A 12,976-nucleotide genomic window follows, 5' to 3' on the forward strand; every position below is an offset into this window, starting at 1 on the left:
CAACGCCGCTGTATCAACCGGCAAACGCCGCATAGATGGCAATCACCAGAATCACCAGCACGATGCCCGCCGGAATCGCGCCGCCCCAGGGCGTCAGGTCGACCTGGCCGCTGTCCTGCTGCACCCAGGCGGTGGCCCGCGGGGCGATCTTGCCGATCAGTAGCATACCGACTACCAACAGCACGAAGACCAGCGCAACGAAGTGGAAGTCGTTGATCGCGTCGAGGATGCCGGTGAACGGCGGCACGAAGTAGACCAGACCAATGATCGCGCAGCCGCCGATCAGGGCGATCTTGGCGGCAATCGAGGGCACCCGCTTGCTCAGCAGGCCGACCAGCACCACGGACAGGATCGGGATGAAGTACATGGCGTTCATCTTCTGCAGGTAGCCGAACAGGCTTTCCTGACCCGCCAGCATCGGGGCGATCAGCATGGCGGCGATGGCCATGACCCAGCCGAAGATCTTACCGGCGTTGACCACCTGCTCGTCAGTGGCGTCCTTGTTGATGACGCCCTTGTACAGGTCAAGACTGAACAGCGTGGTGGTACTGTTCAGCGCCGAGTTGAACGAGGACAGGATCGCACCCACCATCACCGCGGCGAAGAAGCCGGTCAGGTAAGGCGGCAGCACGTTGTAGACCAGGTGACCGTAGGCGGCGTCCGCGCGGATGCCGTCACCGGCATACAGGTGATAGGCGATGATGCCCGGGATAACCAGGTACAGCGGGCCCAGCAGCTTGAACAGACCGGTCAGCAGCACACCCTTCTGGCCTTCGGCGAGGTTCTTCGCGGCAAAGGTCCGCTGGATGATCTGCTGGTTGGTGGTCCAGTAGAACACGTTGATCAGGAAGACGCCGGTAAACAGCGTGGCAAACGGCACCTGCTGGTCCGCACCGCCGATGGAGTCCAGTTTGTCCGGGTTGGCTTCCTTGAGAATGTCCCAACCGGCCATCACGCCGGTACCGTCACTGACCGCCTGCAGGCCGAAGTAGACGATCACGAAACCACCGATCAGCAGCCCCACGCCGTTCAGGGTGTCGGACACCGCAACCGTGCGCAGACCACCGAACAGGGCGTAGACCGAGCCGATCAGCCCCACGACCCAGACGGTGCCCCACAGCAGTGTGGTGTGCGACTGGATGCCGGTCAGACCAGGCAGGTCCAGCATGCCCTGGAGCCCCACCGCACCGGAGTACAGGATGATCGGCAGCAGGATGACCGCATAGGCCAGCAGGAAGATGATGTTACAGATCAGCTGGGTGCCCGGATCGAACCGCTCGCGCAGCAGCTGCGGCACGGTGGCGATCCCGCTGCGCAGGAAGCGCGGCAGGAAGAACAGCGCCAGCAGCACCAGCGCAATGACCGCGACCACTTCCCAGGCCATCACACTGAGGCCGTCGGTGAACGCGGAGCCGTTCAGGCCCACCATCTGCTCGGTGGACAGGTTGGTCATAAGCAGCGACCCGGCGATGAACGGGAAGGTCAGGCTACGACCGGCCAGGAAATAGCCGCGCGTGCTGTCATGGTCATCGCGGCGCGTGACCACCCAGGTGATCAGTGCGACCAGCCCTGTAAAAAACAGGAACGAGATCAGGGTAAGTGCATGCATAGCTTGTCCTTGTTCTTGGAAAACATCAGTTCGGTGAATTCAATGCGCGACGCTGCACCACCCGGGCAGCAAGAGTCCGTCCCGTCGCACGTTCGGAAACATCAGCCTTTAAAGGCTGTACACGCCTGGCCAACCACATCGGTCTCGGCCACCAGCAGCGCGCCGTCCAGCGGCCCACGTTCCGATGGCGTCAATTCCGCGTGGGCGGTGGTGACGTAGAGCGTTTTGCGATCCGGACCGCCGAACACGCAGCTGCTGGGGCAGCGCGCGGGCACTTCGACGATCCGGTCGATCTCGCCGTCGGGCCGATAACGGATCAGGCAGCCTGCGCCCCAGCGGGCGTTCCACAGGCAGCCGTCCTCGTCCATGGCCGAGCCGTCCGGATTGCCGTAGCCCTCGGTCGCCGCAAACACGCGGCGGTTGCGGGCGGCGCCGGTGTCGGCCTCCCAGTCGTATTGCCAGATCACGCCCTGGAGCGTGTCGGCGAAGTACATGCGGGTTTCATCCGGGCTCCACACCAGGCTGTTGCTGATGCCGACGCCGGATGCCACCTGCCGGACGCTGCCGTCCGTGTCGATGCACCACAGCAGGCCGCTGCTCTGGCGCACCGGGATGTTCTCCCCGTCGGGGCCGATGTTCTGCTGCATGGAGGCCATCCAGAAGCGGCCACGGGGATCCACGCGGGCCTCGTTGGTGCGGTTTTCGGGCGGCTCCGCTGCCGGTTCGGCCACAGCGGTCAGATGGCCGTCCGCGGGGTCCAGGTCGTAGACCCCACGCCCGGCGGCCACCAGGTAGTGACCATTGGACCGCGGCACGATGGCGCTGACCGTCTCCTCAAAGCCCCAGTTGCGCGGGGTGGCGTCGTCCGGCCCATAGGCAAACGCCCGGCGCCCAACGATGTCGACCCAGAGCAGTTCGTTCCGTGCCGCGTCCCAGTGGGGGCCTTCGCCCAGCGCAAAACGATCCTCCAGCAGGGGTTCGAAATTCATGACGTCTCCTGGCCGCCGGGACGGCTGTGGTCGGTGGGTTGCAGGTAGCCCAGTTCCCGGGAGATGTCCCGGGCGACTTCCAGCAGCAGCGACTGCAGGTCCTGCAGACGGGTGGTGCTCATGCGGGACGCCAGCGAGGTCACGCTGATGCCGGCAACCACCTCGCCCCGGAAATTGAAGATGGGCGCCGCCACGCAGCGCACGCCTTCCTCGTGTTCTTCCATGTCCAGCGCACAGCCACGCACCCGGATGTCCGCCAGCGCCTGGCGCAGGGCCCGGGCGTCGGGAATGGTGTGGGCGGTGTGCCGGACAAACTCGGTGTGAGCGATGACGTCTTCCTGCTGTTGTTCGGGCAGGTAGGCGAGGATGGCCTTGCCCACGCCGGTGCAGTACATGGGGCCCCGTTTGCCGATCGCCGAATACAGCCGGATCGTCTTGGGACTTTCCAGCTTGTCGATGTAGATGATCTCGTGACCGTCCACCGCCGCCAGATGGACCGTCTCCCCTGCCTCGTGCAGCAGCCGCTGCATGTGATCCCGCGCCACCTTGGGAATATCCAGCCGCTCCCAGGTCCGCTGGGCCATGCTCAGCAGGCGGTAGCCGGGGGAATAACGCTGATCTTCCCGGTCATAACGGACCAGACCGTGATCCAGCAGCGTGGTGAGCAGGCGATGGGCGGTGGACTTGGGCAGTCCGAGACGGGCGACCAGATCGGTAAACCGGATGGCTTCCGGGTTGTCGCAGACAGTCTCCAGGACCTGGATCGCCTTATCGATCGACGACATGAATGAGGGACCTCTTTTGTTGTTGTGGCGCTATTGTGTCGTGTTTATACCACCAAGTTCCATATCCGGAAATGATGGTTCCGCAATATGGACCTTCGGCATTGTGCCGGTCAAGGCGTAGCCATTGGCGTCAAATGACCTGAATAAAGCCACCCCGTATTGACACAGAACGGGTCGGAAGATAACACTAAACCATAATTGGAACATTCGTTCCATATATTGGAACTTAAAGGCATATGCCTGCCTTTCTTCTACCCTTAAGGGATATCAAGCCTTCTTGCGCCCAACCGGCTGTCCGGACCACCCGGATGGCCGTGCCGTCGCTTCGGACAGCCATGGCGGGGCACGACCGCATCACGGGAGAGACCGAGTGAGTAACCACAAAAACCGCAAGCTCCGCAGCCAGCAGTGGTATGGCAAACACGACCGCGACGGCTTTATCCACCGCAGCTGGATGAAGAGCCAGGGGCTGCCGGACCATGCCTTCGACGGTCGCCCGATCATCGGCATCTGCAACACCTGGTCGGAAATCACACCCTGCAACGCGCACCTGCGGGACATCGCCGAGCACGTCAAGAAAGGCGTCTGGGAAGCCGGTGGCGTGCCGCTGGAATTCCCCGCCATGTCCCTGGGCGAAACCCAGATGCGCCCCACCGCCATGCTGTTCCGCAACCTGCTGAGCATGGACGTGGAGGAATCCATCCGCGCCAACCCGCTGGACGGCGTCGTGCTGCTGGGCGGCTGTGACAAGACCACTCCGGGCCAGGTGATGGGTGCGGCCAGCGTGGATTTGCCCACCACCGTCATCTCCTCCGGCCCCATGCTGAGCGGCAAGTATCGCGGCCAGGACATCGGCTCTGGCACCGACGTGTGGAAGTTCAGCGAGCAGGTCCGCGCCGGCACCATGAGCCTGCCGGAATTCCTCAACGCCGAGGGCTGTATGTCCCGCAGCCCGGGCACCTGCATGACCATGGGCACCGCCTCCACCATGGCCTCGCTGATGGAAGCCATGGGCATGGCCCTGCCCCTGAACGCCTCGATTCCCGCCGTGGACGCCCGCCGCAAGGTGCTGGCCCACCTGACCGGCATGCGCATGGTGGAGATGGTCCACGAAGACCTGACCATCTCCAAGGTCCTCACCCGCAAGGCCTTCGAGAACGCCATCAAGGTGAACGCGGCGATCGGCGGCTCCACCAACGCCGTGGTCCACCTGCTGGCGATTGCGGGCCGGCTGGGTGTGGAGCTGGACCTGGAAGACTTCGACCGCCTCGGTCGCGAGGTGCCGCTGCTGGTGAACCTGATGCCATCCGGCCAATACCTGATGGAAGACTTCCACTACAACGGCGGCCTGCCCGTCGTGCTCCAGCGCCTGCAGGATCAGCTGCACCTGGACGCCCCGAGCATCACCGGCAAGCACATCGGTGAAGCGCTGGATCAGGTGGAATGCTTCAACGACGACGTCATCCGCCCGATGGACAACCCGGTGCGCCCGGCCGCCGGCATCGCCGTGCTGAAAGGCAACCTGTGCCCGAAAGGCGCCATCATCAAACCGTCCGCCGCCAGCGAGGGCCTGCTCAAGCACCGGGGCCAGGCGGTGGTGTTCGAGACCATCGAGGACTTCAAGGCCCGCATCGACGACCCGAATCTCGAGGTGGACGAAAACTCCATCCTCGTCCTAAAGGGCTGCGGTCCGAAGGGGTACCCCGGCATGCCGGAAGTCGGCAACATGCCGCTGCCACCAAAGGTGTTGGAGAAAGGCGTGACCGACATGGTGCGCCTGTCCGACGCCCGCATGAGCGGCACGGCCTTCGGCACCGTGGTCCTGCACATCTCGCCGGAAGCCAATGAAGGCGGCCCGCTGGCGCTGGTGGAAAACGGCGACTGGATCGAGATGGACGTGGAAGCCCGCAAGCTGCACCTGGACATCTCCGACGAGGAACTGGCCCGCCGCCAGCAGGCCTGGGAAGCGCCCGAATCCCCCCACAAACGCGGCTACTACCGCCTCTACATCGATCACGTGATGCAGGCGGACGAAGGCGCGGACCTGGACTTCCTCAAGGGCAGCAGCGGTCACGTCGTGACGCGGGAGTCCCATTGATATGACCCAATACGCCACCTACCCGAGCCTGGCCGGCCGCGTCGCCCTGATCATCGGCGGCGCCACCGGCATCGGCGCCGCCCTGGTGGAAGCCTTTGCCGACCAGGGCGCCAGAGTCGGCTTTCTCGACATCGACGAGGACGCCGGCAAGGCCCTCAGCGAGCAACTGGCCGACCGCGCCAGCCAGCCGCTGTTCGTCCCCTGCGACATCCGCGACGTCGAAGCCCTGCGGTTTGCTATCCGCACCGTAGCGGACCAGTTGGGCCCGATCCGTGTGTTGATCAACAACGCCGCCTGGGACGACCGCCACAAGCTGGAAGACGTCTCGCCGGAGTACTGGGACCAGGGCATGTCGGTCAACCTGCGCCCGCATTTCTTCTCCACCCAGGCGGTGCGCGACGCCATGCGCGAGGCCGGCGGCGGCAGCATCATCAACATGAGTTCCAACAGCTACCTGCTGGGCCTGGACGGCTACCCCGGCTACGTCACCGCCAAGGCGGGCATCGTCGGCCTGACCAAGGGCCTGGCCCGGGAGCTGGGGCCGGAGAACATCCGCGTCAACGCCGTGCTGCCCGGCTGGGTGATGACCCAGCGCCAGAAGGACCTGTGGCTGACCGATGAGGCCGAGCAGGAACTGATGCAGCAACAGGCCCTCAAGACCAAGATCGATCCGGCGGATGTCGCCCGCCTGACCCTGTTCCTGGCTGCCGAAGACAGCGCGCTGATCACCGGCCAGAGCCACATCATCGACGGAGGGCGGGTATGACGGCGGCCGATCTCAAGGCCGGTGCCCTGATCGCCGTCGACTGGGGCACCAGTAACTTCCGCGCCACCCTGCTCGCCGCCGACGGCACCGTTATCGACCGCCTGCAGGCGCCGAAAGGCATCCTGCACGTGGAGCGGGACGGGTTTCCGGCGGTGTTGACCGAACTGCTCTCGCCCTGGCTGCCTCACCTGCCGGGCGTGCCGGTGCTGATGGCCGGCATGATCGGCAGTGCCGACGGTCTGGTGGAAGTGCCCTATCTCGCCTGCCCCGCCAGCCTCGACGACATCGCCGACGGCCTGGTCCGGGTGACACCACTGGGCGAGGCCAATCCGGCTTACATTGTGCCCGGCCTGCGCGGTCAGTCGGTGGCCGACAGCCCGGACGTCATGCGCGGCGAGGAAATCCAGATTCTCGGTGCCCTCGATCCCGACACCACGGGCGAGCAGATCCTCTGCCTGCCCGGCACCCACGCCAAGTGGGTCCGCCTGAGCGGCCGTACCGTGCAGTCGTTCAGCACCTGCATGACCGGGGACGCCTACTCGGCCCTGCGCCAGCACACTATCCTGCGGCGCTTTGCTGCCGGGGGCGAACACGACGCCAAAGCCTTTCGCCGAGGCCTGGAACGCGTCCGTAGCCCTGGCGGCCTGATGCATCACCTGTTCAGCGCCCGCACCGAAGTGCTGCTGGGCGACATGCTCCCGGAAACCGCCAGTGCTTACCTCTCCGGCTTGCTGATCGGCGACGAAGTGCGCGCCATGGTCGAAGCACTACAGCCGCAAAGCGACGTCACCCTGATCGGCGATCCGCGCCTGACGGCACTGTATGCCGAAGCCCTGGAACGCCATGGCCAGAGCAGCCGCAGCATCGACGGCGACCAGGCGGTCACCCACGGCCTCTACCAACTGGCAACCCGCGCCGGGCTGCCCCAATCCAACTGACGGAGTGGCCTATGCCCAGCCAAGCCTTTGAAACCTATCGCGCCGAGTTGCCCATGATCGCCATCCTGCGCGGCATCCAACCGGACGAAGCGGTGCCCCTGGTGGAACAACTGATCGAGGCCGGCTTCCGGCTGATCGAAGTGCCGCTCAACTCGCCCTCGCCGTTCGAGAGCATTGCGGCGCTGGCCGACCGTTTTGGCGACCAGGCCCTGATCGGCGCCGGCACCGTCACGAGCGTGGAGGACGTCGAACGGCTCAAGCAGGCCGGCGGACGTCTGCAGGTGATGCCCCACGGTGACCCTGAAGTGATCCGCGCCGGTGTGGCCGCCGGCATGGACGTGCTGCCCGGCGTGATGACGCCGACCGAAGCCTTCGCGGCTCTGAAAGCCGGTGCCGAATCACTGAAGATTTTCCCCGCGGAACTGGTGGGCGCCCAAGGCATCAAGGCCCTGCTGTCGGTCCTGCCGAAAGGCACGCTGGTGGCGCCGACCGGCGGCGTGACGCCGGAGAACCTGGCGGAGCTGGCTGTGGCCGGCGCCGGCGGATTCGGCCTGGGCTCGGGCCTCTACAAGCCGGGCTTCGACGCCGCCACCCTACGCGAGCGGGCCGACGCCTACGTCGCCGCCTGGCGGCAGATTGGAGGCTGAAGAACGATGGCGGGCTACCACATCACGGAAGGCCAGTTCGGCGATGACCCCACGCGGATTCTGTCCAGCGACGACGGATCGGCCCGGGCCGAGATCGCCCTGCGCGGTGCCACGCTGCTGAGCCTGACGTTGCCCACCGCGCAAGGGCCGGAGTCCGTACTCGGCGGCTACAATGATCCGGCCGATTTCACGGCCCTGACCGGTGCCCGCTCCGCCATCCTCGCGCCCTACAGCAACCGGCTGGCGGGCGGGCAATACACCTTTGATGGTGCGACCCACGCCTTTGCCAGGCGCGATAAGGACGGCAACAGCCTGCACGGGCTGGTCATGGATGCGGCCTGGTACCCGGTTCGGGAAACCGCCGATGACAACTGTTCGATTCTGGAACTGGCCACCGACAAGCTGCTGGCCGGCGACGCTCCGGGCTACCCGTTCCAGCTCGCCCTGAAAGCCCGCTTCACCCTCTCCCGGGACGGCCTGCGACTGGACCTGATCGCCACCAACCAGGGCGCCGTTTCCGCACCGGTCGGCCTGGGCTGGCACCCCTACCTGGAAACCCGCGGGCACGACATTCGCGATGCCCACCTGACCCTGCCCTATCACCAGGGCGTCGTCACCGATGAGCGACTGATTCCCTTAGCGGGCGCGGCCAGCGTGACCGATCTGAGCGGCACCGAATCGGACTTCAGCGGCGAAGGCCAGAATATCAACGGCCAGGCAATCGACCGCTGCTTTGTGGGTTCAGCGCAGCCGGGCTGGATCAGCAGCCGCCTGCACGATCCGGCCACTCGTCTGACCCTGGAACTCGCCCAGTCCCATGGCGTGGTGCAGGTCTATACCGGCCACAGCCTGCCTCACCGTCAGTACGACGGCCTGGCCATCGAGCCCAACGAATTCATGCCCGACGCCTTCAACCGGCCGGAGCTGGCCAACGCCATTCGGCTGGGTCCAGGCCGCGAGCGCACGCTGTCCGCGCGAGTCCGCATCGTTCCGGACCCAACCTGAACAGGCCGTCATCCCCGATGCCTCCCCAAGGTGGGCCGGTTGAGCTAAGGTATTCGGCATGATACGCCAATCCCGATTCCGCAAAGCCCTCCAGCAACAGATGGCCAACGCGACCTGTTACGACGACTGGTACGCGGCGGCCGCCGAACTCGACGATGTGGACGGGTTGCTGGACTGGCGGGCCGAAGACGACACGCCGATGCTCCACAGCGCGTTGATCCGCGAGCATATGGAGGCGCTGAAAACCCATCGCCTGGACGGCGACACCCGCGCGCTGACCCGCGTGTTGCAGGAAAGCCTGTACCGCCACCTGGGCGAACTCTCGAACCCGGACCTGTACGCCGTCGCCCGCACCGGCACCAAGCATCTGGTCACGGAATTCCTGAAGGAAGTCGAGCGGGGCATGCAGTACGTGTGCGACAACCCGCTGCCGGGGGTGACAGACTCCGAGAAGCTGCAGCTGTTCCGCAACGCCGAGCGGGTCTTCGGCAACACGGCGCTGATGCTCAGCGGCGGCGCGGCGTTCGGCATCTACCATTTCGGTGTGACCCGGGCCCTGTGGTCGCAGGATCTGCTGCCGCCAGTGATCGCCGGCTCCAGCATGGGCGCGATCCTCGCCGCTGCTATTTGCACCCGGGACGATTCGGAACTGGCCACCTTCTTCAGCCACCCGGAACAGGTCAACCGGGACGCCCTGCACTGGCTGCGGCCGGACCGAATCTGGCAACAGGGCCACGCCATGGATCCCGAGCGGCTGCTGGCGCACATCCGCGCCAACGTTGGGCGATACAGCTTCCGGGAGGCGTACCTGCACAGCGGCCGCACCCTGAACATCTCCGTCTCGCCCACCCGCACCCGGCAAAAGCCCCGGCTGCTCAACGAGCTGGCGTCGCCGGAAGTCATGGTGGATTCCGCCGTGCTGGCCTCCTGCGCGGTGCCGGGCATCTACCCGCCGGTCACCCTGCGCGGACGCGATAAGCAGACGGCGGACGGCGAAACCGACTACATGCCCACCGAAACCTGGATCGACGGCAGCGTCCACGGCGACCTGCCGATGATGCGTATGGCCCGTCTGCACAACGTAAACAAAACCATCGTCAGCCAGGCGAACCCGCATGTGTTGCCGTTCATCAGCCACCACCACGATCGCGGCGTGCCGGCCACTATGCGCCAGGCGGCCGGTACACTCGTGCATGCCCAGGTGGCCTCAATACTGGAGCTGACCCGCAACGTAGGCACCCCCTCGATGCTCCGCCCCTACGTGGAGCAGGCCCACGCGCTCGCCACCCAGTCTTACTTAGGGGACATCAACATCCAGTTCCCGTTCAAGCCGCTGCTGTATCGCAAGGTACTGTCCAACCCCAGCGAGGAAGACCTGGCGATGTACATTCAACTGGGGGAACAGGCCACCTGGCCACAGATGGCGATGGTGCGGGACCAGACCGTGGTGAGCCGGGCATTCCGGGATTGTATTGCGCGGCTGAAGCAGCGGGCGGGGCTGAGCGGAGGCGTGTGACCGACTGACGTTCACCACCCGCCGTTTCGACTCGGGAAAAGCAACTCCCCTGACACACCAGGGGAAATAAGGACGCAGGCGCAGAGATGCGACGCTGGGCCAGTGTCCAGTGAGAGCGGAAAGCGCGAGTTCAAGTCTAGCGTTTCGCTCTATGCGATTGAGTAAAAATGAGGCAAGGGCAAAAGGCAAGACTTACACCCCGTCCGGCACATACTCCACTACTAATTCAGACACGGGGCACAACACAAAAACGGAATGCAAATCTTCCATCAGAGCTTCCTCATCGTCGATGGCGGGGATTTCGAATGAGAAGAAATCCCCATTTTGATCCCAGGTTTCCAAGTACATCATGTCGGCACCCCACGCCTCCAACACCTCTTCAAGCCGAGCATCTACTTTCTCACCAAAATGTTCCAGCATGCGGTCCTGAAAGGCCATTCCCATCTCATTGCGCTCGAACAGACCGGTAAAGATGGTCTTCCAGGCATTCTGGTCGTCTGGCCGGCATCTAAAAGCGACTCGGACTCTATTGTCCATTGGGATCCCCTTTTTGCCTGAGTCTTCTCCTAAAATTCTCAATAGCGCCCGGAGTTACTGTACCTTCCTGAATCTGTATCTCCCGCCAGATTTTCTCTAGATCGCCAGGCAGCTTTTCCACTGCTTTAAGCTCCTTCCGGAAATCAGCCAAGAACGACTTTTTTTCGTCGTCAAGCGGGCAATTTTCAGTATCTTTTTTTGCTTTTTCCATCCACCTAAGAATGGGGCAAGTTATAGACAGCATCAATTCCGGTTCAGACTTTGGACTTTTTAAATTCCCCGACACAAATAGTTTATATTGAAAATGCTCCTTTCCTACATTAGGGAGTAGGGAACCCATATATTTGGTGAGACTTGCCCAAAAAGGAGCTTGACAAAAACCACCCTCATCAAACAACCACGCTTCTATTTTCCTATGTGCCGAACGCAATAGCTTTTCAGGCGCATATCTTATTTTCCTTTGTCGTTTTTCGCCGCCAATAGTGAATGGAAAATCCTGCACGCCTTGAAAACGTTCACCCATTACATAGGTGAACAGATCTATTTGGTCCTTTCTCGACATACCGTATATCTTGTCGACATTAACGGACAACTGTCTCACCAAAACCCCATACTCTTCATCCGAAACCCCACGACTGTAATTGCTCTGCAAGCAGTACCGTATGCCGTCGAGAGTCGGCACAGGGAAATGCTCAACCGCATTCGCCGGAGTGATGTGTACACCGTCCGGTATACGGCCTGTCAGGAAATATTGTTTGAACTGCTTGACGCGGCGCCGTGTCAAACCTTCCTTAATATGGTCCTCGATCGGCCCCCAAGCGGCCTCCCGCTTCCGTTGCCACTCCGGATCTTCCGTAAACTCAAGCATGATTTTCTTCCATTAGTTCGTAGCTCTTTCTGAAGTTCGGAGTATGCAGGCCAGACCTTACCTTTAGCTGCCAAAACGAGGGATGGATAACAAAATATGTCGGCAAAAGGACAATATTGCACCCAGACTAATGATTCGTTCTCTCTACGATGAGAAACACCAATGGCTTACGCTATTGGGGACCTGCGCCCTCTCCCTCGACGCCGGTATAGATAAACCGCTCCTCGGCTTTATCGACCACCTGATCCATAATGCCGGTACCGGCCCCAAAATAGCGGCCTTCAATATCGTATGGGTCGACCAATCCCCTGGCGTACTTGCCGCCGGGCTGGTAATCCGCCATGAACGATCGCAGATCCACGACGTCGGCAAAGTTCGGTTGATTCACGTCGAAACGGCCGATGCTGCGACTGAGCCCGTTCGGTCCGCGTTCCAGTTCAATCATCTCGATAACCGCGTCCGCGACGGACTGCGCCGCAAACTCAACGCCGGCACGCTTGAGTGAATCCGTTATCCTGTCGCGCTCACCGTCCGTCAGCGGATCGGAACCCTCCAGAACAGTCAGCTCACCATCCTGAATGGAGAATCCCCAGTCCTTGCTTTTGAGCGTGGCGGACAGGCTTTCAACACCGGATCGGTAGCCAAGCTCCAGATCAGCCGCGCGCTTACCGATCTCAAAGCCGAACAGCTCCTGCACCCGATTGTAGCGGGCCGTCATGGCTTCAGGAGATTCGATGTTGGTGTTGATGACGGCTCGAACATCGTAGAGCCCGTGGTTGGACGGGAGTACCGGATCGTCTTTGCGGTAAATCGCAGATGCGGTTTCTTCAGGGGTACTCGATAACTCGTCGGCGCTGATTTTCTCGACACAAGCATTGCCGTTGTCAAAGCGGGACGGCTGTCCAAGCAGTGAAGTAAGCGAGTCGATTTTCATCCCTGTCGTCTCTCCCGGTGCTGTACTTTGTTTAACGGCGAACATCCGGGAAACTTCAGTGTGACGACAGGACATATCGAGCCGGGAGGTTTGCTTCGGATTGGTTTGCAAGCTAGAGCCTTAGGTTTCGCAATCAAGCTTTCTTAGGGCAAAAGACAAGACTTGAACATCCCTCTAGGATTTTCAAGCCAGATTACTCACTCTGGCGATCTCTGAGCTCATATCCCCGACCTGTTTTCATCATCTGCCAGATCACTCGGACAAGATGACGGCCCAATGCTCTG

The 12,976-nt window shown here is 62.5% G+C and carries 12 protein-coding genes; 6 read left to right on the plus strand and 6 right to left on the minus strand.

The features are described from left to right. Positions 1 to 13: 13 nt before the first annotated feature. The 3 genes from JL474_RS20320 to JL474_RS20330 form a co-directional block, all read right to left on the minus strand. Positions 14 to 1,609 carry a solute:sodium symporter family transporter gene (locus tag JL474_RS20320; protein WP_203143729.1) on the minus strand — a complete coding sequence of 532 codons (1,596 nt, stop codon included), beginning with the start codon at positions 1,607 to 1,609 and terminating at the stop codon, positions 14 to 16. Between the two features lie 101 nt (positions 1,610 to 1,710). Continuing rightward, positions 1,711 to 2,598: an SMP-30/gluconolactonase/LRE family protein gene (locus JL474_RS20325; protein WP_203143731.1), complete on the minus strand. Its 888-nt coding sequence runs from the start codon at positions 2,596 to 2,598 to the stop codon at positions 1,711 to 1,713. Next, entirely contained in the window at positions 2,595 to 3,383 is a 789-nt protein-coding gene (locus tag JL474_RS20330; protein ID WP_203143733.1) for an IclR family transcriptional regulator, read from the minus strand. The genes JL474_RS20325 and JL474_RS20330 overlap by 4 nt, the downstream gene beginning before the upstream one ends. Before the next feature lie 370 nt (positions 3,384 to 3,753). Between JL474_RS20330 and araD the strand changes: the two genes are divergently transcribed. The 6 genes from araD to JL474_RS20360 are packed head-to-tail and all read left to right on the plus strand — an operon-like array spanning position 3,754 to position 10,353. Further along, entirely contained in the window at positions 3,754 to 5,481 is a 1,728-nt protein-coding gene (gene araD, locus JL474_RS20335) for an L-arabinonate dehydratase (protein WP_203143735.1), read from the plus strand. A gap of 1 nt (position 5,482) precedes the next feature. Then, the gene (locus JL474_RS20340; protein WP_203143737.1) at positions 5,483 to 6,247 is read left to right on the plus strand and encodes an SDR family NAD(P)-dependent oxidoreductase; all 765 of its coding nucleotides are present in this window, start codon (positions 5,483 to 5,485) and stop codon (positions 6,245 to 6,247) included. Next, the gene (locus JL474_RS20345) at positions 6,244 to 7,185 is read left to right on the plus strand and encodes a 2-dehydro-3-deoxygalactonokinase (RefSeq protein WP_203143739.1); all 942 of its coding nucleotides are present in this window, start codon (positions 6,244 to 6,246) and stop codon (positions 7,183 to 7,185) included. The genes JL474_RS20340 and JL474_RS20345 overlap by 4 nt, the downstream gene beginning before the upstream one ends. An 11-nt stretch (positions 7,186 to 7,196) precedes the next feature. After that, positions 7,197 to 7,832, plus strand: coding sequence for a 2-dehydro-3-deoxy-6-phosphogalactonate aldolase (locus tag JL474_RS20350; RefSeq protein WP_203143741.1), 636 nt, complete (start codon positions 7,197 to 7,199; stop codon positions 7,830 to 7,832). A 6-nt stretch (positions 7,833 to 7,838) separates the two neighbouring features. Continuing rightward, positions 7,839 to 8,837: an aldose 1-epimerase gene (locus JL474_RS20355; RefSeq protein WP_203143743.1), complete on the plus strand. Its 999-nt coding sequence runs from the start codon at positions 7,839 to 7,841 to the stop codon at positions 8,835 to 8,837. A gap of 58 nt (positions 8,838 to 8,895) precedes the next feature. Continuing rightward, complete coding sequence (locus JL474_RS20360) at positions 8,896 to 10,353, plus strand: patatin-like phospholipase family protein (protein ID WP_203143745.1); 1,458 nt, start codon at positions 8,896 to 8,898, stop codon at positions 10,351 to 10,353. A 192-nt stretch (positions 10,354 to 10,545) separates the two neighbouring features. On the opposite strand, the gene JL474_RS20365 is transcribed toward JL474_RS20360, so the two are convergent. The 3 genes from JL474_RS20365 to JL474_RS20375 all read right to left on the minus strand — a co-directional run bounded on the left by JL474_RS20365 (position 10,546) and on the right by JL474_RS20375 (position 12,692). Further along, positions 10,546 to 10,890 carry a hypothetical protein gene (locus JL474_RS20365; protein WP_203143747.1) on the minus strand — a complete coding sequence of 115 codons (345 nt, stop codon included), beginning with the start codon at positions 10,888 to 10,890 and terminating at the stop codon, positions 10,546 to 10,548. Next, entirely contained in the window at positions 10,880 to 11,758 is an 879-nt protein-coding gene (locus JL474_RS20370) for a hypothetical protein (protein ID WP_203143749.1), read from the minus strand. Before JL474_RS20370 ends, JL474_RS20365 begins: the two co-directional genes overlap by 11 nt. Before the next feature lie 172 nt (positions 11,759 to 11,930). Continuing rightward, the gene (locus tag JL474_RS20375; RefSeq protein ID WP_203143751.1) at positions 11,931 to 12,692 is read right to left on the minus strand and encodes a hypothetical protein; all 762 of its coding nucleotides are present in this window, start codon (positions 12,690 to 12,692) and stop codon (positions 11,931 to 11,933) included. Positions 12,693 to 12,976 lie beyond the last annotated feature (284 nt).

The sequence above is a fragment of the Marinobacter mangrovi genome (assembly GCF_016798325.1).
GTDB classification, from domain to species: Bacteria; Pseudomonadota; Gammaproteobacteria; order Pseudomonadales; family Oleiphilaceae; genus Marinobacter_A; species Marinobacter_A mangrovi.

Excerpts from the sequence above, each read along its gene's own strand:
- JL474_RS20320 (WP_203143729.1), bottom strand. The coding sequence starts at position 1,609 with ATGCATGCACTTACCCTGATCTCGTTCCTGTTTTTTACAGGGCTGGTC.
- JL474_RS20325 (WP_203143731.1), bottom strand. The coding sequence starts at position 2,598 with ATGAATTTCGAACCCCTGCTGGAGGATCGTTTTGCGCTGGGCGAAGGC.
- JL474_RS20330 (WP_203143733.1), bottom strand. The coding sequence starts at position 3,383 with ATGTCGTCGATCGATAAGGCGATCCAGGTCCTGGAGACTGTCTGCGAC.
- JL474_RS20340 (WP_203143737.1), top strand. The coding sequence starts at position 5,483 with ATGACCCAATACGCCACCTACCCGAGCCTGGCCGGCCGCGTCGCCCTG.
- JL474_RS20345 (WP_203143739.1), top strand. The coding sequence starts at position 6,244 with ATGACGGCGGCCGATCTCAAGGCCGGTGCCCTGATCGCCGTCGACTGG.
- JL474_RS20350 (WP_203143741.1), top strand. The coding sequence starts at position 7,197 with ATGCCCAGCCAAGCCTTTGAAACCTATCGCGCCGAGTTGCCCATGATC.
- JL474_RS20355 (WP_203143743.1), top strand. The coding sequence starts at position 7,839 with ATGGCGGGCTACCACATCACGGAAGGCCAGTTCGGCGATGACCCCACG.
- JL474_RS20360 (WP_203143745.1), top strand. The coding sequence starts at position 8,896 with ATGATACGCCAATCCCGATTCCGCAAAGCCCTCCAGCAACAGATGGCC.
- JL474_RS20365 (WP_203143747.1), bottom strand. The coding sequence starts at position 10,890 with ATGGACAATAGAGTCCGAGTCGCTTTTAGATGCCGGCCAGACGACCAG.
- JL474_RS20370 (WP_203143749.1), bottom strand. The coding sequence starts at position 11,758 with ATGCTTGAGTTTACGGAAGATCCGGAGTGGCAACGGAAGCGGGAGGCC.
- JL474_RS20375 (WP_203143751.1), bottom strand. The coding sequence starts at position 12,692 with ATGAAAATCGACTCGCTTACTTCACTGCTTGGACAGCCGTCCCGCTTT.